Below are 20,073 nucleotides of genomic sequence, written 5' to 3'. Positions count from 1 at the left end.
GAAATTATCAAACTTTTCCTACAGGAATGTCTTAATAATTACCATTAAAATTGGGATGACGATAACACTGAGAACCGTGGTTTCGGTAACCATGATGGCGGCATAGCTTGAATCCGCATGGTAGAGCTTAGAAACAACCGGCGCATTAGTCATCACGGGCATGGCTGCCTGTAAAATAAAGACCTGCTTCATCAGGGGTGACATTGAGCTTGGCAAAACAAGCAATGCCATTAGGGCTGGAGCAAAGAGAAAACGACCGAGCAGAATTCCCCAGGCATCCCGTGAAAGGCGCATCCGACTAAGGCCAGCATTGGAAATCGCAATCCCAATGAAAATCATCGACATTGGGATCGTCAATGCACCAATATATGACAGGTCACTCATAATGAATTTAGGTAAGCTAACATGGAGTATTACCAGGATTACCCCCAGGATAAAACCAAGTAGTGGTGGTGAAAAGAGCTTCTTAATAGCAGTTAACGGGTCGATTTTCGCTTCATGCACCCCGTCCTTTTGAATTAACCACACACCTAGTGTCCAGAAGAAAGTGGTGTTGGCCATGTAGTACACCAGAACATATGGAATTGATGAACTGCCAAAAAGTGCCAGGTTAATCGGCAGGCCAATGAAGACAGTATTGGAATTAAAGAACATTGATGAAAAAAGACCAATGTGCGACCGCTTAATTCCGATTGCCCGTGCAACCGCAAAGGACAAGGCAAAAAGGATCAGCATTGAAATTACTGGATAACGGAGGTCCGGCAGCAGCGTTTTCAGTTGGTTGGCAGAAAAGTCATGCATGATGGTCGTGACCATGTAGCACGGCAACGATACCTGCGTCACCAAACGTGAAATAATTTTCGGTGACTGCTCATTGAACCAGCCCCGCTCATTCATTACGAAGCCGACTACGACCATGATCAAAATAATCAGCACTCCAGAAATTGCCGAAAGAAAAATTGATAACATTTACCCATCTGCTTTCTCGTAAAAGTTAGTTTCTATTTTACAACATGAAACCAGGGACGGAATTACTGTTTTCACTTCTTTTTCCAGTAAAACCTTTCAATATTCTTCGCCCTTTTCAGTAACGAATGGATTATAATGAAAATAATTGTTTTAAATTCTATCGTACAAAAAGAGAGATGAATGATGAAAGAGAAGAGTAAAAAAATTATCAACTGGGCCTTGCCCTACCTCGCAATTGCAGTGATGACATATATTATCATGTATCCGCAAATTATTTCACACGGGGTAATTCTGGGGACTGATTCAATCTTCCACTTTAACCGATTTTACGATGCCGCCAAGCAGATCCAGCAAGGGAACTGGAGCTACTTCCAAAGCAATTATTCTTTCCAACAGAGTGGTCGGATTATTAATGCCGTTTACGGTCCATTATTCGCCTACTTGAATGGTATCCTCCTTGGCCTACTAGGGGGTACCTGGTTCCGTTACCAAGTAATCTCTAGTTTCTTAGTTTATTTCATCGGTGGCGTTGGAATGTACCAGCTGGCCAGCAAGGTTAAGTCCTGCCGGCGCGTTGCTCTTTTAATTAGTTTGATTTTTCTGTGCATTGGTTGGTTACCACGGTGGGAACTTGCGCAAAATATGAATGCATGTGGAGCGGCCCTTGCGCCCTATTGCATCATGGTTGGGATTACAATGATCCAGGACCATCAGCGCCCCGTTCACTGGCTCCCATTAATGGCACTGATGACCATCATCATCCAAATTCACTTGTTGAGCTCCATCTTCTTTACGCTGACACTGGTTCCATTTTTTATCATCGGACTAGTCTTAACTACCAACCGTGGTCAGATGATCCGGGATACTTGTAAAGCCGTGGTCGGAACAATTATCTTAACGGGTAATGTGTGGGGAGCACTATTAATGCTTAACCTGCATAACCATATCGCCCAGCCGGCACCCTTTGACATGCAGATCAATTCACTGAAGCCTTCCCAATTTAGCAGTACCCGGGACTACCTGATTTACTTCTGCTGGATCTTTTTTGCCCTTCAGCTGGTCTACGTTCTTTTTAACCTTCGCAAGTCGTTAGTTAATACAGTGGTTACCGTTATGGGAGCCGTTATCCTTTTTATCAGTTCAACCTGGTTCCCCTGGACAGCAATGCAGAAAGCAGTCCCGGCCTTGCAGACCACCCTACAATTTCCCAACCGACTTACAGTTATTGCCTACCCCTTAATCCTAACTGGAGCGGCGATAAGCTGCCAGCAACTCATTTATGAAAAGCCGCACGATAAGCTACGGCTGCGGTTGGTAACGGGACTCCTATTGTTCACCCTGTTTCAAGTAGTTATCCCAACAACAACTTCTGTTTTTCGACGGACAGCTATCTATGAATCTGATGAGGTACTGAACACTTCTACTGCCCTTTCATGGGTTACCAACAATAGTAAAAGTCTTCGCCGTTCAACCCATACCGCTTATCCTGGTCAACTACTGCTTAAGGTTGAAAAGCGGGCACCTGATTACCTGCCGATTCCAAAGAAGTATTTGAACCAGAAATATGTTTGTTCCTACGCGTACCAAAACCAAATTATCCACCACACCAATGACTTTAAGCATACTGTCCTACCTGGTGGTCGACTCCAGTTGTCATGGAATGCCAAGAAGGACGGTGAGGTTCGCTTACCAGTTATTACCTACCATGAGTCAAGGCTGACGGTCAATGGACGTCAGTTAACCCACTACCGGCGTTCATGCGTCGGTGCCCCTTACGTCCACCAGCATAAGGGGCACAATACCGCCATTCTTAGTTTCCACCAGTCCGGATGGTTTACTGCCCTGCTAATCATTTCTTTGACCGGTTTGGTTATCTTTGCCCTATACGGTGCTTATCGCGGTATTCGCTGGTTGCCAAAAAAGTGCCATGAAATTATCACTGCTTAATAAAAAAGCCTGCAGGCGTCACTAATTGACGTTTGCAGGCTTTTATAATTCTATTCAGCTTTTGCTTTCCGCTTTTCCTGGTTGTCATGGATTGTTGACCGCATTGGGTAGGATAAGTGAATCGTACTTGGCATTACGATTGGGATCATGATGACCAAGAGGATTAACCCAATAATTACGACCATTGCAACTTCGATCAGCGTTGGAATTCCAGACGGGATCAATGATGCAAACGTACCACTCAGGATGATGGCGGCCGAAATAACAACAGTCCCGATTGCCGAAGCGGCCATTACAATCCGCTCCGTTGGCAGGTACTTATTGTTATCAGTATTCCGGTACCGCATCATCAGGAAAATACTGTAGTCCACCCCAAGGGCAATCACCATAATAAAGCTAAAGAATGGCGTGTTCCACGTCAACATTGGCCGACCAAGGATTACCCGGGTTAAGACATGAGTAAACGACAAGGAAGCCAGGTAGGCAGTAACCAGCGTTCCCAAAATATAAACTGGTTGCAGTAGCGACCGGGTAACAAAAATCAGTGCCAGACCAATTCCGACAATCATAATAATTGCCGTCCGGACAAAGTCACCACCGGCAACATTCTTGGTGTCGTTAATCTTGGAACTCTGGCCACCGACAACCACTGTTGCCTTATTCAAGTTCGTTCCCTTTAACGAGTACTTAGCAACATTAGTTAAGGAGCTAACCGCATTAGTTGCCCGGCTGCCACTAGGGTTTGAATTAAGGATAACCGTAATCTGTGCCGTCTTCTTATCTTGTGACAAGTAAGTATTCATTGATTGTTGGAATTCTGGATTATTAATTTGGTTCTGTGGGATGTAGAAGGTATTCCCAGCAGCAGAGTTTTGCAAACCGGTTAGGTAGTCGCCACCCTGTTGAAGGCCAGAAGTCATCTGCCCCATTCCAGACATCATTGCTTGTTGTTGAGCCATTGCCGATGCACCAGCTGCACCCATCGATGCTGACTGCATTGCAGCTTGGCTAGCCATCCCGGAAGTCAGTTGTGACAAACTGCTTTGTGCTGTACCAAGCTGACCAGTTAACTGTTTCAATTGGTTATTCACGTAGAGTTGGCTAACCTTTGAACCAGCCGGTTGGGTAACGGAAGTAACAGTTTTGACATCCTTGCTTCCCTTCAACTGGTTCGTAAGGCGGTCAATCAACAAGAGGTCCTTTTCGTTATCCAAACGGTGGTTGGACTTAATGTAGACAGTAACTGGTTCAGCCGTCCCTTTTGAGAAGTGGTCCTCAACGACATTGAACCCCTTCTTAGAAGGAGTCGAATTGCTAATTTCATCCGCATCGTTGTAGTTGAGGTGGTTCTTGTAAGAAAGGCCGATTGGCAACAAGATAATAAATACGAGGATCAGGCTGACAATTGGGTGGTGAACTGAGTTATTAGCCATCCGGTGCCAAATCTTACTGTTAGATTCACCAGTGAACCGCTTGTCCGGCCAGAACATTTTCTTGCCTAAAACTGCCATAAAAAATGGGTTTAGCGTTAAGAGAACAACCAGTAAAACGGCAACCCCAACGGCGACCCCAACAGCTGACTGGTAGACTGAGAAGCTGGCAAGTCCCAGTGAAGTAAACCCAATTAAAAGCGAGAAACCAGAATATAGAATTGTCCGGCCAGCCTTGCGTTGGGCATCCTTTGTTGCTTCCCACTTTTCCATCCCTTTTCCAAGGTTTTCCTTGAAGTGGTTGTACAAGAGAATGTTATAGTCGGTCCCAATCCCAAACAGCACAATGATCATAAAGACTTGGGTAAAGTTAGAGAATGGGAAGTTAAACTTATCAACCAAGTTAGTAACGATACTAAATGACGTTAAGAAGGAAATCCCGACCATGAGGAGGGAGATCAACGGTGTGATTAGTGAACGGAAAACAATCAGCAAAACGACGAAGATAAAGATAACGGAAATAACTTCGGTCTTCTTGATCCCCTGTTGAACCGCACCAGAAAAGTCATCATTTAAGATATCAGCACCAGTAATGTAGGTTTTCACCCCGTTAGTCTTAACGGCTGAAGATAACTGGTTATTGATTTGTTGAAGCGTCCCATGCTTCTTGCTGATATTCAACTGAACCAGTTCCGTCGACTTGTCCTTTGAAATCAGTTGCTTCCGGGTTGCCGCATTGTCATTTGGCCCCATGATAGCTTTAATACCATACTTGTCCTCATGTTTTTGCAAGTGGTTGATCGTCTTTTGGACATTTTCCTGGTCCTTGGTAGACATCTTCTTGTCACCATTATTAAAAACAGCAACAACCTGATAGGTATTGTTGACGTGATGACCCCAATGCTTCTGTTGGATTGTTTGAGCAATCTGGCTTTGGGTGCTCTTTGGCAAAGTAATCTGCGAGTGAGAACGGGTTAACTGGTTGACGTCTGGTAGTGCAACCAGTGAGATCACAAGGATTACAACCCACGCGAGCAATGCAAAAAAGTGGTTATGGAATAATTTCTTCAAGCTCTCTGCTACTTCCTTTCCTTAAAAATTCTTATAATGAAACGATTAAATTCTAAAACTTGGAAAGGTGTAGTTTCAAGCAACATTTTCGCTCATTTGTCGTAAAGATGAACAGAAAACGCTTAATTGGCTTACTTTTATTCAATAAAAAAGGGATGTCGCAACCACATTAAATGGGTGACATTCCCTTCAATAATTATCTTATTATGCATTCAAAATGAAGCTAAAATCGATGTCTTGATCAGCTGGAATGTGGTATTGTTTTTCAACATCGGCACCCCAGCTGTCAATTCCACCAACACCACGAACTGCACCGGCGATAACCAGAACTGTCCGCCGCTCTAATGGTAACTCTTCAAGGTGAGTAGCATTTTCCAGTTCCTCTGCGGTGTATGGCAGGCAGCTAAAAGCAAAAGGATCCTGATCTTTAGCAACCTTCATGCTAAATGGTTCCTGTGAGTGGTCTGCATTGTTTTGGGTAATTTCCCGGGTAATATTTACCCAGTCAGTTGCCATATGCATCCCATTTTCTTGGGGAACCAAGTATTTAGCAACAGGCAAGCCTTCGACATCAAACGTACCGTGCATGGCACCAGCCATCCGGTCAGGGTAAGTTTCACCAGATAATCCCTCGTACTTAAAGCCAGTCGCTGCACTTGGCATTATCATCCGAATCCCGAAGACTGGCAGCTCTGGTAAGCCTTCCTTACCAGTATAGTGGGCATGAACCTTAATTGGGCCACCAACCATTACGGTATATTCAACCGTTACCGTGGTTGATGGAACCGTCAAAGTTGCAAAGGTATAAGTAATAACCACCTGATCAGCTGTCTCATCATTGCTGTAATGGTCATTATCAAGTGGAAGCCCCGCAAAGTCATGGTCATCAACCTGGACGTTAATTCCCGTACACTTTTGGAAACAGTCGGCACTTAACCACTGGGCAGACTTAATATTAAAGCCGCTCCCCCGGTCGTTATCAGTCGTTGCCCGCCAGAAAGTAGGGGTCGGTGTCCGATACAACCATTCCTTGCCATTGATCTTCAATGATTCTAGGCCGCCCCGTTCATAAGAAAAGATGTAGTGAAAACCATCGCCACCAACACCGAGTGACCCGTCACCATAGATAACGTGTAATTTATTTGTGTAAGCCATAGTAGTACCGTACCTCCTGCATTGCCGGCTTTGGTGTCCGGTCAGCGAACATCAAGCCATCGCCTGAAAATTCATAGTCAGAGTGACGGTCATCGAAGTCGCCACCATAACGCATTACCATTTTCCCACTAACGGGGTCCTTAACCTGGAGGGCTTGATCAATAAAGTCCCAGATAAAGCCACCAAAGTATTGTGGGTACTTATCTAGTAGTTCAATGTATGAACCCATTCCACCATCAGAATTACCCATGTCATGCATATACTCGCACTCCATGAACGGCTTGTCTGGATTGTTCTTTAGGTATTCTTCAACCTGTTTTGGTGGTAAGTACATCCAACTTTCAACGTCAGAAATCTGGTCTCGGTAGTCCTTAGTACCACCAGCTGGCAAGTAAGTCGTCTTATCAAGACTTGGGATTTGCTTACTGTAGTCGTGGGTGTGGCAAACGCCTTCGTAGTGAACCAATCGACTGTCATCGTGTTCCTTGTAGAAACGGCCCATGGCAGCAATGTTATCACCAGCAAAGGATTCATTTCCTAGTGACCAGAATAGGATTGCAGTGTGGTTCTTGAAGGTTTCGTAATTAGTCCGTGCCCGGTCAACGACCACTTCTTTCCACTGCGGAACGGAGCCTGGCACATTATATGATGGGTCAACTTTCCCCATCTTTTGCCAGGTAGCGTGCGATTCAAGGTTATTTTCGGCCATCATGTAAATACCATTGTCATCACAAAGGTAGTACCACGGAAGCTGGTCTGGATAGTGGCACGTCCGGACGGCGTTGATGTTATTTTCCTTAAAGGTCCGAATGTCACTTATCATGTCCGCCATGGTTACGGACCGGCCACGGTGATCATCCCATTCGTGCCGGTTAACCCCATTAATGATTAACCGCTTGCCGTTTAGCAAGACCACGTAATCGGCATTAATCTCGATCCGCCGGAAGCCAAAACGGTATGGAACTAGTTCAACTAACTGTCCCTGCTGATCACGAATTTCAACCAGCAGCTGGTAGAGGTACGGATGGTGATTATCCCAGAGGTGAACCCCCTGAAGTGCCACGTCATCGATCGTTACTTTTTCAGCAACCGCCTTTTCCGTGGAAACGACGGTATTACCATCTGCATCTTTAACCAGCACGCGGACACTACCGCCTTCTTCACCATCGAGTTGTAACTGAAGGCCGAAATGTCCGTCCTGGTAGTTATCATCAACAGTTGCCCTGATAGTCATATCCTCAACGTGGGTAACTGGTTGTGCCAATAATTCGACTGAACGGAAGATCCCGGAAAAGCGGAACATGTCCTGGTCTTCAATCCAGGAAGCAGTACTGTTCTTAAACACTTCAACCGCCATAACGTTATCTTCATCTTGGATGTATGGGGTTAAATCAAATTCAGATGGTGTAAAACTGTCTTCCGCATAACCAACAAAGTGACCGTTTAGCCACAGGTACATCGACCGTTCGACCCCTTCAAAGCGGACACGGATTTCTTTTCCACGGAGGCTTGGGGCAAGGTCAAACGTCTTCCGGTACATTCCCACGGTATTATCTTCCCCCTGGCTGAATGAACCTTCTTCTTTATTCTCACCATCAACCGCATAGGCAGGCCGACGGTAAATTTTCCCTTCCCATGGCATCAGCGTATTGATATAGTTATTTTGCGCGTAGTCACTCAGTTCAATTTCACTGGGAACCGCAATCTCATCAAAATCACTGCAATCAAGGGCAGGATTATAAAATTCCGGTTGCCGTTCTGCCGGGGTATTGGCAAATTTGAATTGCCACTGGCCATCCAATGATTGAACAAATCGACTGGCATGGTGTGCCCACTCCGCATAGTTACCATAAAAGCGGTGATCACTATGCGCCGGCAATTGGTTGACCCGGAATGTCTCCGGATCATCTAACCATTTGATATCTGCATCCATTAAAGAAAACCTCCTCATCAAAACTGTACAGTTAAAGTATAGCGCTTTCATTTTGATGAAGATAGTAAACTTTTCTTAATTTTAGTAAAATTAAGAAATTAAAAAAACGCCCGACTAGAAAACTAGTCGAACGTTTTTAGTAGTGCGGCCAAGAGGACTTGAACCTCCACGGTCTAAAACGACCATAAGATCCTTAATCTTACGCGTCTGCCAATTCCGCCATGGCCGCATCAACAAATAGTATTATATCAAGACACCTACTTGTTGACAAGTACTTTTTTTAATTTTTTAACCGAAAATGTTGTCCACACCGGCGGCATACGTAACGGCGGGTGTTAAACCGGCGTTGGCGACCAATGATAATTCCACACCCAGTACACTGGTAAATCCACCGGTAACGCCGCCGGGGCTGCGCCTTACTGGTTGCCGGTGCATACCGTGAACCACCTACTTGCGCTAGTAGTGTCCTAAACGCTCTGCTCCGGTGACGGTAATCCTGTCCCGTCTGGTGAAGGTGGTAATGACACAGTTCATGAAGAACCACCTTTTTTAAGTCATTTAGGCTAAATTCCGTGTACATTAAGGGATTAATATCAATATGGCCATCATCCAAATGGTAACGACCGCCCGTCGTCCGTAATCGCCGGTTGAAGAAAACACGGTGCTTAAATGGACGGTTAAAGTACTCTAACGACCACTTTTCAGTTAGTGCTTGCAACTCTTCATTAGTCATCAGCATCCGCTGGCTTGAGCATTGTCAGCTGAATCCGTTGCCGCTTAAGGTCAACACTGTCAATCCATACATCAACAATGTCACCAACCGAAACTACCGTACGTGGGTCCTTAGTAAATTTCTTTGTCATCTTAGAAATGTGAACTAACCCATCATGCTTAACGCCAATGTCAACAAAGGCGCCGAAGTCAACGACGTTCCGAACTGTCCCCTGAAGCTGCATCCCCGGTTTAAGGTCTTCAATCGTCATTACGTCATGGCGTAGTAGTGGTGCAGGCATCGAATCACGAAGGTCCCGGCCAGGCTTTTGCAGGGAGTCAACAATGTCATTAACCGTTGCTTCACCAGCTTTATCAGTAGTAAAGTCGGCGATATTTAGCTTCTTTAGCCGCTTGGTTGCTGCGGGCGTCCCCAGATCAGCAACTGCAACGTCAGCTTCTTCCATCATCTTAGCCGCAATTGGGTAACTTTCTGGGTGAACGTCAGTGTTATCCAGCGGGTTCTCCCCATTAACAATTCGTAGGAAACCAACAGACTGCTGGTAGGCTTTGGGACCCAAGCGTGGAACGTCTTTTAATTGCTTGCGGTTGGTGTAACGACCATTATCATCACGATACTTAACGATATTTTTCGCAATCGTCTTATTCAGACCAGAAATCTGAGTCAATAGCTGGTAACTAGCCGTGTTGAGGTTAACACCAACCCGGTTAACGGCCCGTTCAACCACTGCATCAAGTTCACCGCTTAACTCCTTTTTTGGTAAATCATGCTGGTATTGGCCAACCCCAATTGATTGTGGGTCAATCTTAACCAGTTCCGCCAGTGGGTCCTGGAGGCGGCGCCCGATACTGATGGCACTCCGCTGTTCAACATGAAGGTCGGGAAACTCATCACGGGCCTCCTGACTAGCAGAATAAACTGATGCCCCCGCTTCATTGACGATCACGTAGTAAATTGGCCGGTTAACCTTCTTCAAGGCCGCCGCAACAAATTGTTCCGATTCGCGGCTTGCGGTACCGTTACCAATAGCGATCATCTCAACGTGGTATTTTTCCAACAAGTCTAGGAATTCACCCTCGGCTGCTGCCCGCTGTTTCTCGGGTGCCGGCTTGTGGGGATAAATAACTGCCTTGGTCAAAAACTTACCATTTTCATCAAGGACCGCTAGCTTGCAACCAGTCCGGTAAGCCGGGTCAAAGCCAAGAACAACCTTCCCCTTGATTGGAGCCTGCATTAGTAAGTGGTAGAGGTTTTCACCAAAGACTTTAATTGCCTGCTGGTCAGCATCATCTGTTAACTGCCGGCGGATTTCCCGCTCAATCGATGGTCCTAAGAAACGCTTGTAAGAATCAGCAGCTGCTTCTTCAATAAAGGCAGTGGCATCATTTTTCTTGCTAGTGCGGATAAGGCGGAACTTGAGGTAGTTAAGGACTGCTGCCTCATCGACTGCCACCTTAACACTCAGCACATCTTCCTTTTCCCCACGGTTAATCGCCAGAACTTGGTATGAGCTAAGGTCCTTAACTGGACTCGCGAAGTCGTAGTACTGCTTGTAAGTTTTCAGTTCGTCCTTCTCCTCGCCACCTTTCTTAACCGTGGTAACAAGCTTACCATGGTTGGTGGTGTAATTCCGGAGCCAGGCCCGGACCGTTACCATTTCACTGATTGCCTCCGCCAAAATTTCATGGGCACCGGTTAATGCTACCTCAGCGTCAGCAACGTCATCGTTAACAAACTCGGCCGCCTTTGCTTGTAAGTCGCCATCAGGATAGGTTAACAACCAGTTGGCAAGTGGAGCTAAGCCATGGGCCTTTGCCTTTTGAGCCTTGGTCTGCCGCTTTTGCTTATAAGGAAGGTATAAGTCCTCCACCGTTTGTAAGTCGGTAGCTTCTTTGATTTGCTTCTCCAGTGCTGGGGTCAGCTTTCCTTGCTCATTAATCTTGTTAATAACCGTCTCTTGGCGTTCACGCAGGCTGGTCACATGGTGGTACTCATCACGGATCTCTTGTAGCTGAACTTCATCCAGGGTACCCGTCATTTCCTTCCGGTAACGGGCAATAAAGGGGATCGTATTTCCCTCATCCATTAACTTTAAAGCTGCTTCAACCTGCTTTTGGCGCAGTTTTGGTAATTGCTGGCTAACTAATTGAACTGTTTGTTGATCCATTAAATCCTCCGTCTAAAACTACTTCCACCACGTATCCAGGGGGGTAATTGGCTGGTGGCGTTTATGCTGGGTGCGTAAGTACCAAGCTTCAATCTTTTCTGCAACCTTATCAGCCACTTCATGGCCTTCAAGGTAGTTATCGATGTCTTCGTAGCATACGCCCAGTGCTTCTTCATCGGGCCGCATTGGCTGGTCATCTTCAAGGTCGGCAGTTGGCACCTTTTCATACAGTGACTTAGGTGCCCCAAGGTATTCAAGCAGGGCCTTACCCTGACGCTTGTCAAGACCAGAAAGTGGGGTAATATCAGCACCACCATCACCAAACTTGGTGTAGAAGCCGGTAACCGCTTCGGCAGCATGGTCGGTCCCAACAACAGTACCGTGGTTGGCACCCGCAATCGCATACTGGACAATCATCCGTTCACGGGCCTTAATATTTCCCTTATTAAAGTCACTAATTTTAGCGCCAGCTTCCTCAACCGAGTTAACCATTGCATCAGTTGATGGTTTGATATTAACCCGCAGCGTTTGGTCGGGCTTAATGAAGTCATTGATCGCCTTCATTGCATCAGACTCATCAGCCTGTTCACCATATGGCAACCGTACCGCAATAAATTGGTATAAACCATCCGGGGTTTCTTGGCGCCGCTTTTCAACTGCCAACTGGCAAAGCCGGCCCGCTAAACTTGAATCCTGACCACCGGAGATCCCGAGGACCAGGGTAGTCATCCCTGTCTTTTGTAAGAAATCATCAATAAACCTGACCCGCTTCTTAACTTCTTCGGCGGGGTCAATCTGCGGACTGACCTTCAACGCCTTAATTATCTTTTCCTGTAACTTACGCATCGCTCTTACTCCTTACTTGCCAAGTTCCTTAACGTACATGTTAACCTTGTGGATTAGCTTCATTTTGTTGTCATAGCAGCGTTGTGAAAGGTCAACCGGGTAAACTTCCGGATTAAGGTCCCGCTTGTATTCATCCCACAAAGCAGCCAGGCTGGCTGAACGGTGGTCCCGCACTTCTTCCAGTGTTGGTTCATCGTAAACAAACTGACCATCTTTCCAGATATCCTTTAGCATCGGCCGTGCCGTGAAATCACTAACGTCCTTTTGCTGGAGTGGGAAGTTCGGGTTAAACATGTTCAGCGTGCTGGACTTGCGTGGGTCCTCATTATTCAGAGTAATATAGTCCCCTTCACTCTTGCCATCAACCCGGTCATTAATCCGCCAGACTTGCTTCTTGCCCGGCGTTGACATCTTGCCAACATTATTAGAGATCTTAATGGTATCAACCATCTTCCCCTCTTCGTTTTCAAATGAAACCATCTTGTAGACTGCACCTAACGTTGGTTGGTCATAAGCCGTGATCAGCTTGGTACCAATCCCCCAAACGTCAATCTTGGCGCCTTGCATCTTTAGGTTTTGGATAGTCTTTTCATCGAGGCCATTAGAAGCGAAGATCTTTGCGTCTGGGAAGCCAGCTTCATCAAGCATCGTCCGAACACGCTTGGACAGGTATGCCATGTCACCACTATCAATCCGGACACCCTTAAAGTTAATTTTATCGCCAAACTCCTTAGCAACCCGGATAGCGTTTGGTACCCCACTCTTTAACGTATCAAAGGTATCAACCAGGAATATACAGTCACGGTGGGTTTGCGCGTAAGCTTTAAATGCATCGTAATCATTCATGTAGGCCTGAACCAATGCATGAGCGTGCGTACCAGAGATTGGAATACCAAACAACTTCCCGGCACGAACGTTACTAGTAGCATCAAAGCCCCCAATGTAAGCCGCCCGAGTGCCCCACAATGAAGCGTCAAGTTCTTGTGCACGACGGGTTCCGAACTCCATCACGCCCTGGTCACCAACTGCCGACCGAATTCGTGCCGCCTTCGTCGCAATCATGATCTGGTAATTGAGGATGTTTAGGATCGCCGTTTCAACTAACTGGCACTGGAGAATGGGGGCATCAACTTGAAGGATTGGCTCGTGGTCAAAGACAAAGTCCCCCTCTTCAAAGCTCCGTAATGAACCGGTAAATTTAAAGTCGCGAAGAAATTCCAGAAAGTCATCATCGAACTGACCAGTTGTCTTCAAGTACGCGATATCACTATCGGTAAAGTGAAGATTCTTGATATAGCGGATAACATGACTTAAACCAACATATACAGCATAACCATTCTTAAATGGCATCTTCCGGAAGAAAGCCTCAAAGACAGCACGACGGTTGCCTAGTCCTTGCTTCCAAAAGGTTTGCATCATACTTAATTCATAAGCGTCGGTATGTAAAGCGAGGCTATCATCTGGATAATCGTAATTCATTGTTTTTTATTCCCTTCGAAAAAACACGTAGTTGCCTGTTTTGTATTGTTATTAATATAACAACATTAGTTTGTATAATAAAGGCTATTTTTCAAGAACGAACTCGAAACGTGAGCCAACGTACTGGGTGTGAACATATTCAAACGGACGACCATCTTGCAAGTAAGATAACTGAGTCATTCGCAACAGGGGGTCCCCTCGCTTGATCTGCAAGTAGGTTGCAATCCGCTCCGTTGCTTTAGTAGCGGAAATATTCTGGGTAGCGTGCCCCGGGTATAGGTGGGCCTTTTGCTCCAGTGTGCGGTAAAATGACGAAGTGATTTCTTCACGGCTGAACTTCTCAACTAATTTTGCTGGAACCGTCGCGATTTCATAACAAATTGGGACACCATTTCCTGACCTGATCCGCTCCATCCGCAGTACTTGTTCACCTGCTGGCAATTTTAATTTTTCAATTTCCGTTTGTGACGGGACTGTTAAGTGGTACGAAATGGTTTTGCTCGAAGGGGTTTTCCCCGCTGCTAACATCAGGTCAGTGAAACTAGTGACCCCCGCCATTTTTTCTTGAACTTTCCGGTTGGCAACAAAGGTACCAGAACCAACCCGGCGCTCTAAGATTCCCTCGTCAACCAGTGCTTGAATAGCTTGGCGAAGGGTCATCCGACTAACGTTAAAGTGGCTTGCTAATTCACGTTCAGCGGGAATTTTCTGGCCAACATGCCATTTTCCATCTTCAATGTTTTCCCTTAGCTGATTATGGATTTGAATATAGACCGGTGAACCCATAAGTTTTTCCTCCTTGATAGCAATAAGAACTGTGCGGTAACATATACAGCTTTATTTTAACACGTTTCAAATTGACTAGACCAATCATCTGACCAGTAGTTCAATTATCAAACAAAAACACTCACGGCTGTGCATTAAAGCATGCCGTGAGTGTTAATTTTCATCATCTATCTATTTGTTATTAGTCCGACCTTCAAGTTCCATTCCCTTCTCCAGGGACCGGTCGACAATAATCGACTGTGAGTCAGCAACTGGGAACTCGGTTTCGGGATTCATTTCCTGGGCGTATGACAATTCTGTGCAACCAAGGATTACCACATCGGCGCCCTTTTCTTCAACCATCTTCCGAACCAATTCATGGAATTTCTTGCCGTCAGAATGACCCTTTTCCTTTATATCATGGTAAATTAAGTCCTCCGTCATATCGACAAGCTCTGGTGTTGGCTTAATTTCCTCGTATCCTGCCTTCTTAATGTAACCATCGTACAGGCCAGATTCCACTGTCCCACGAGTTGCTAGCAAGCCAACCTTCTTAGCATCAGGCTTAATCCGCTTGATTTCCTTAACCGTCTCTTCCAGCATGTTAAGGATCGGAATGTCGGTTGCTGCTTGCAGTTGGTCATAAGCATAGTGGGCTGTGTTACAAATTAGCACAAAGAAAGCCGGCTTTAACAAGCTCTGCTGCTTGATATCTTCAATCAAGTCTAGGTTGTAGTTGGGCTTACTGTGATTCAGAATCCAGGTTGTCCGGTCGGGGACGCTTGCGTGGTTCACCACAATGTAGTCAAGGTAGTCTTGGTCACAGTGAATGGGGGTCCGCTTATCCAAAATCCGGACGTAACTTTCCGTCGCTAACGTCCCCATTCCACCAAGAACTGTAAAGAACTTTTTCATGAATTAATCCGCCTTTCTCCCATCTTCAGGCCAACAGTGCCACGAAGATCGGCCCTAATAGGGTAATACCAATGTTACCAACCACGAATGCAGGCGTAAATGCTGCGGCAAAGTACGCACCACCCTCTGGTCCGGCCTTTTGAACATCTTCACTCATTGAAGCAGCACTCGTCCCGACACCAGACAGGGCACCAATTAAAGCTAATGGTTCCATCCGTAAAACATAACGGCCGAAAAGCAGCGTCAAAAGGTGCGGCGCAATCGTGATAATCGCTCCAACTACTAAGACCCCAATACCAAGTGACTGGACCGCCGAGGTAAACGCCTGCGCGGACTGTAGCCCAACCGTTCCCACAAAGATCGTCAGGCCGACACTTTGGCAAAATGAAGTAACGGTTTCAGGGATTGACTTGTAATCGTGGTGACGGTTGATCCAGGAACTAAGGACTAGTCCCATAATTAACGCCGCCGTCCCGTTACCAAGTTGGAGTGGGATACCATTTAATTTTAATCCAACAATCCCTAAAAGGGAAGCACCACCAATTCCAAGTGCAAACAGGGTATAGTTAACTGCATTCTCACTAGTGTGCCACTGCCCCATTTTTTCAAGGATATATGCCGTCCGGGAGGTATTACCAGTAATTGAAATAACATTTCCCGGCCGCAACTGGTTAATCAGCTGTTCATTTCCCGTGTTAGGGTCCTGGATGTTAATAAAGACCCCGTGTTGGCGAAGGATTGCTAACTGAACCGGTTTAAACTTCTTTCCCAGGACAAATTTTCGTTCTTTTGGCGCATTCGTTGGCGTCAAAACTTCCTTGATCTTGGGAATACCATGTAGGCGGTCAAAGTGAACCGCATAACCAATCACTGTAACTAAGTCCCCTGGTTTAATCTCATATTCCAGGTGGTCAGTCATCTGGTGGTCATGGAAAACAGCCAGCGCAATCAGGTGGTAGTTAGACCAGCGGTTAAACTGAACAATCGTTTTGCCAACCAGTGGTGATCCCTCAGAAACCAGGTAGGTCCGTCGCCAAGTCGGGTTAGGGTTCTTGGCGTGGAAGTGGTATTTCCGTGCCATCAGTGGTCCCTGTTCTTCAATCTTGATCCCCATCATTTTTGGTGCGATGTCCCGTAAGAAAATAATGACACCTAGCGTACCAAAAACGTAGGTCAGGGCGTAAGCAACCGGCAATTGGGCCTCATACGTGGCTTTTACCGCCTTGCTAACCGGTAATGAGCCAATTGTCTGTAACGAACTAGCCACGGTTGCAGACTGGGTCAACGAACCGGAAATAACCCCGGCGGCAACACCTGGGCCAATCTTGAAGGCAACGAAAAGTCCCCAGGATACGAAGAAAGCAACCAGCATCCAGAAAAGACTGGCAATTATTATCCGTACCCCAAATAGCTTTAAGCTGACTAGCAGCTGGGGGCCGATCCGGTAACCAACTGAGAACATGAAGGCACCAAAGAAGATAGTCCCTAGCATTTCATTCCGGGGAAAGGCACCGATTTGGCCGACAATTAAAGTTACTACCAGCGTACCAACAGTAGCTCCGATGTTAAACCGTCCCGCAATTTTGTAACTCCCAATGGCGAAACCAAGCGCAACACAAATGAACAATGTGAAGGTCTGGTTCTCAACCATAAAATGAATGATTGTATCTGTCATCAACCTTAATCTCTTTCGTATTTAATAATTCCAGCCATATTATCACATTGCCGGGTAGCCAATTCAACAATCATTAACGACTTGTCATTGAATGTTAATAAACCGCAACTAGGATGCAATGTTGACGTTAAAAAAAGGACTAACGTATCTTCGCGCTAGTCCTTTTCCACAGACAGACCTAACTTGGTCCGTTTAGTACTATTTTTTCATCACAAAATACTTTTCAAAGTTCTTCTGTGAAACTGAATCGATCCGCTTCCCTAGAATCCAGCGCATCAGGTTCATATCCTTGGAATAGCTGTAAGTCGTGCCATACCGGCCTTCCTTAATCAGCTTTTCCGCTTCCTTCTTGATCTCATTATCCTTTGCATATTCCAGGAAGGTCTTCTTCGATACACTCAACCATAACTGGTACTTTGCCGGATCCTGGTTTGCATAAATTGTATCCTGGTCCTTTAGACTATCAAACACATAATCCTCAACCGGGAACGTTGCTAGCTGGTGACCATTCAGCGAAACAAAGAAACTGCTCCGTCCCTGCCGGGGGTTGAGGTCAAATACCTTAAACTGGCCATCCCGCCGGTCATACTTCAAATCGAAGTTGACAAAACCGGTGAAATCAACATTTTCCAGGAAGCTCTTAATGTTTTGGTAAATTTGCTTGTCGTACGCCGGCATAATTGCTACATAATTGCCCACGTTTGCCGGTTCACATTCTTCCAAGAGCGGGTGCCCCAGGCTCATCAGTTTAACCTGGTGGTCCTTACCAACATAGCAGTTAATTGTCCGCATGTTGCTATCGTCACCCGGGATGAATTCTTGAAGGATCAAGTCACCCTTATACGGGCTATGCTCATAAATAGTTTCTAAAACCTTTTGCAGGCGGTCGGCATCGTTAATAATGTAGGCCTTTTCGTATCCTTCAAAGTTCCCCTTATGCCACTCAACCGCATCCGCTGCTTTCAGTGCAACCGGAAATTCAAATGGTGACTTGTAATTCTTGTAATCCGTATCTGGCTTCAAAATATCAGTCTTTGGGTATGGCAGACCATACTTTTCACAGATATTGTAAAACTCTTCCTTGTTCGTCAGCTTTGATACTGATTCATAGTCGGCATATGGGATTGCCATGTACTTAGCTAATTCTGCACGATTCTTGCTGACCAGCTCAGTGTAGTCATCCCCACAGCTAATTAAAACAACCTTCTTCCCCTGGTTAATATACTGCTTGGCCGCATTAACCAGGGTCTTCGTAAATACTTCCGGATTTTGTAGGTTTGCATCAAAGTGCAGGTCGACGATCTTCGAAAACCGGGTTGGTGCCAATTCAGCACGGGCATACAGGTGGGACTTCACCCCATACTTTTCATACATTGACCGGGCCATTCCATAGGCATTAAAGTCGCTTCCTAAAATCAGCGGAACAAATGGTTGTTCGCTCATTTTGTCTCACTCCTTCTATTAAACTAAGCACAACGCTCCTTATTACAAGCTCTTATTCTACCATACTTTATTTACTTGCTCGAACTTTGGCCAGCTTTTGCATCCGGTAATTAGTAATAATTGCGAGCACGACAATTACCGCCATTGCCAGTAAGAAGAGGTAGTCAACCCGTCCACCAGTATAAGTACGGGTCCGCATACTACCGCTTCCACTATTTTGAAAGACTGCCAGAACTGCGGCTAAGAAGCCCGTCCCCAATGAACCGGCAAATTGTTGAACCATGTTAAAGATTGAATTAACGTCCGCACTATTCTTAGCATCAACCAGGATTGAAGCATTAGAAATCGTGTTCCCGAAAGCAAAGTTAAACCCAATCCGGAGAATTACGAAGAAAAGCATCACCAGGAAAGGTGTTAGCTGGCGTTGGAAGAGGGAAAAACATAGCGTCCCTACTAGCAGTAAACAGCCACCAAAGGTTACCGGCTTAGCAAAGCCCTGCAGGTCGGCGAGCCGACCTGCAAATGGCGCAATGAAGGCACCAAACACCGACCCAGGTAAGAGGACTAAACCAGCAATCGTTGATGAGGCCCCCAGAACATACTGGGCATACAAGGGAATTACTAGTGAAATTCCAATGTTGATAAATTGCAAGTTGAAATAGGTCAAAGTCGACAGGCGTAGTGACTTGCTCTTGAAAACACGAAGGTCAAATAACTGCGACTTGCCATGGTTATTAACATAGACAAAGACACTAAAGGAAGCCACCGCAATGATTAGCCACAGTACTAGCCGCCAGCTAGGTCCCTGTTTTCCAATCGTTGAAAAGCCATAAACAACTGAGAACAATGCCACTGCTAGGCTCAGCAAGCTCCCATAGCTAAACCGCTTATCATTACCCAGTGGTTGGTTACGAATAAATAGCTGACCAAGCACCAAGCTCACCAGGACAAAAGGCAGTAAAATCCAAAAGATCATTCGCCAGGAGGTTATCGCCGAAATCCAGCCACCATACGTTGGTCCCAATGCCGGTGCAAAGGAAATCACCATTCCCGCAAAGCCGGTCATGGAACCCAGCCGTTCCCGGGGAATTTCCGTAAAGATCAGGTGGAAGAGGATTGGCGTTGATAGGCCGGTGGCAATGGCCTGAATTAGCCGGCCAGTTAGCAGCATAGCAAAGTCCGGCGTTAAGGCACACATTAGGTCGCCAATAATAAAGGCTAAGACCGCGGTCAACTGTAGCTTCCGTGCCGCAAACTGCCGCAGAAGATAGGCAGTTGTCCCCATCGTCACCGTCACCATTAACAGGTAACCCGTCGTAATCCACTGGATGGTATCTAGTGAAACACCCAGCTCCCGGGAAAGTTCTGGATAGGTAACGTTCATCGAGGTTTCGTTTAGAATTCCGATAAAGGTTAATAACGCTAATGAAATAATTGCTAAGTATGTATGTTTACTTTTTTCAGCCACACAAATTTCCCCCTTTTCACTAAAAAAGGGCCATGGTGATTGCTCCACCACAGCCTGGTTATCGTTTTAGTTATACC

15 protein-coding genes and 1 tRNA gene are annotated in these 20,073 nt (G+C 45.9%); 2 read left to right on the top strand and 14 right to left on the bottom strand.

Annotated features, from left to right (window positions below):
* Nucleotides 1-18 precede the first annotated feature (18 nt).
* The gene (locus QOS07_RS04410; protein ID WP_283587790.1) at nucleotides 19-969 is read right to left on the bottom strand and encodes an AEC family transporter; all 951 of its coding nucleotides are present in this window, start codon (nucleotides 967-969) and stop codon (nucleotides 19-21) included.
* A 183-nt stretch (nucleotides 970-1,152) separates the two neighbouring features.
* Here QOS07_RS04410 and QOS07_RS04405 point away from each other — a divergent pair, with 183 nt between their 5' ends.
* Nucleotides 1,153-2,916 carry a cell division protein gene (locus tag QOS07_RS04405; protein WP_326521327.1) on the top strand — a complete coding sequence of 588 codons (1,764 nt, stop codon included), beginning with the start codon at nucleotides 1,153-1,155 and terminating at the stop codon, nucleotides 2,914-2,916.
* A gap of 50 nt (nucleotides 2,917-2,966) precedes the next feature.
* Here the strand turns inward: QOS07_RS04405 and QOS07_RS04400 are convergent, their stop codons facing one another.
* The 9 genes from QOS07_RS04400 to QOS07_RS04360 form a co-directional block, all read right to left on the bottom strand.
* Nucleotides 2,967-5,417, bottom strand: a complete 2,451-nt coding sequence (locus tag QOS07_RS04400) for an MMPL family transporter (protein WP_283587788.1) — start codon at nucleotides 5,415-5,417, stop codon at nucleotides 2,967-2,969.
* Nucleotides 5,418-5,621: 204 nt separating this feature from the next.
* Nucleotides 5,622-6,572 (bottom strand): beta-galactosidase small subunit, encoded by a 951-nt coding sequence (locus QOS07_RS04395; protein WP_283587787.1) that lies wholly within the window; start codon nucleotides 6,570-6,572, stop codon nucleotides 5,622-5,624.
* Nucleotides 6,556-8,505 (bottom strand): glycoside hydrolase family 2 TIM barrel-domain containing protein, encoded by a 1,950-nt coding sequence (locus QOS07_RS04390; protein ID WP_283587786.1) that lies wholly within the window; start codon nucleotides 8,503-8,505, stop codon nucleotides 6,556-6,558. Before QOS07_RS04390 ends, QOS07_RS04395 begins: the two co-directional genes overlap by 17 nt.
* A 143-nt stretch (nucleotides 8,506-8,648) precedes the next feature.
* A tRNA-Leu gene (locus QOS07_RS04385) sits at nucleotides 8,649-8,734 on the bottom strand.
* Between the two features lie 51 nt (nucleotides 8,735-8,785).
* Complete coding sequence (locus QOS07_RS04380; protein ID WP_283587785.1) at nucleotides 8,786-9,238, bottom strand: SprT family protein; 453 nt, start codon at nucleotides 9,236-9,238, stop codon at nucleotides 8,786-8,788.
* Nucleotides 9,231-11,405 (bottom strand): Tex family protein, encoded by a 2,175-nt coding sequence (locus QOS07_RS04375; protein ID WP_283587784.1) that lies wholly within the window; start codon nucleotides 11,403-11,405, stop codon nucleotides 9,231-9,233. Before QOS07_RS04375 ends, QOS07_RS04380 begins: the two co-directional genes overlap by 8 nt.
* An 18-nt stretch (nucleotides 11,406-11,423) precedes the next feature.
* Entirely contained in the window at nucleotides 11,424-12,251 is an 828-nt protein-coding gene (nadE, locus tag QOS07_RS04370) for an ammonia-dependent NAD(+) synthetase (RefSeq protein WP_283587783.1), read from the bottom strand.
* A gap of 12 nt (nucleotides 12,252-12,263) precedes the next feature.
* Nucleotides 12,264-13,730, bottom strand: a complete 1,467-nt coding sequence (locus QOS07_RS04365) for a nicotinate phosphoribosyltransferase (RefSeq protein ID WP_283587782.1) — start codon at nucleotides 13,728-13,730, stop codon at nucleotides 12,264-12,266.
* A gap of 84 nt (nucleotides 13,731-13,814) precedes the next feature.
* Nucleotides 13,815-14,516: a GntR family transcriptional regulator gene (locus QOS07_RS04360; RefSeq protein WP_283587781.1), complete on the bottom strand. Its 702-nt coding sequence runs from the start codon at nucleotides 14,514-14,516 to the stop codon at nucleotides 13,815-13,817.
* An 88-nt stretch (nucleotides 14,517-14,604) separates the two neighbouring features.
* Between QOS07_RS04360 and QOS07_RS09600 the strand changes: the two genes are divergently transcribed.
* A complete protein-coding gene (locus QOS07_RS09600) occupies nucleotides 14,605-14,673 on the top strand; it encodes a four-helix bundle copper-binding protein (RefSeq protein WP_408613310.1) in 69 nt (22 codons plus the stop codon).
* A gap of 14 nt (nucleotides 14,674-14,687) precedes the next feature.
* Here the strand turns inward: QOS07_RS09600 and QOS07_RS04355 are convergent, their stop codons facing one another.
* From QOS07_RS04355 to QOS07_RS04340, 4 genes are all read right to left on the bottom strand, one after another.
* Nucleotides 14,688-15,410 carry an aspartate/glutamate racemase family protein gene (locus QOS07_RS04355; RefSeq protein WP_283587780.1) on the bottom strand — a complete coding sequence of 241 codons (723 nt, stop codon included), beginning with the start codon at nucleotides 15,408-15,410 and terminating at the stop codon, nucleotides 14,688-14,690.
* A 25-nt stretch (nucleotides 15,411-15,435) separates the two neighbouring features.
* The gene (locus QOS07_RS04350) at nucleotides 15,436-17,085 is read right to left on the bottom strand and encodes an aspartate-alanine antiporter-like transporter (protein WP_283587779.1); all 1,650 of its coding nucleotides are present in this window, start codon (nucleotides 17,083-17,085) and stop codon (nucleotides 15,436-15,438) included.
* Nucleotides 17,086-17,283: 198 nt separating this feature from the next.
* Complete coding sequence (locus QOS07_RS04345) at nucleotides 17,284-18,528, bottom strand: carboxylate--amine ligase (protein ID WP_283587778.1); 1,245 nt, start codon at nucleotides 18,526-18,528, stop codon at nucleotides 17,284-17,286.
* 67 nt (nucleotides 18,529-18,595) lie between these two features.
* Nucleotides 18,596-19,996 (bottom strand): DHA2 family efflux MFS transporter permease subunit, encoded by a 1,401-nt coding sequence (locus tag QOS07_RS04340; protein WP_283587777.1) that lies wholly within the window; start codon nucleotides 19,994-19,996, stop codon nucleotides 18,596-18,598.
* Between the last annotated feature and the right edge of the window lie 77 nt (nucleotides 19,997-20,073).

Origin of the sequence: Limosilactobacillus viscerum (genome assembly GCF_947387525.1) — a bacterium.
In the GTDB taxonomy this organism is placed as follows: Bacteria; Bacillota; Bacilli; order Lactobacillales; family Lactobacillaceae; genus Limosilactobacillus; species Limosilactobacillus viscerum.
Note: the sequence above shows the minus strand (reverse complement) of the source record. Positions and strands in the feature narration are given on the sequence as shown.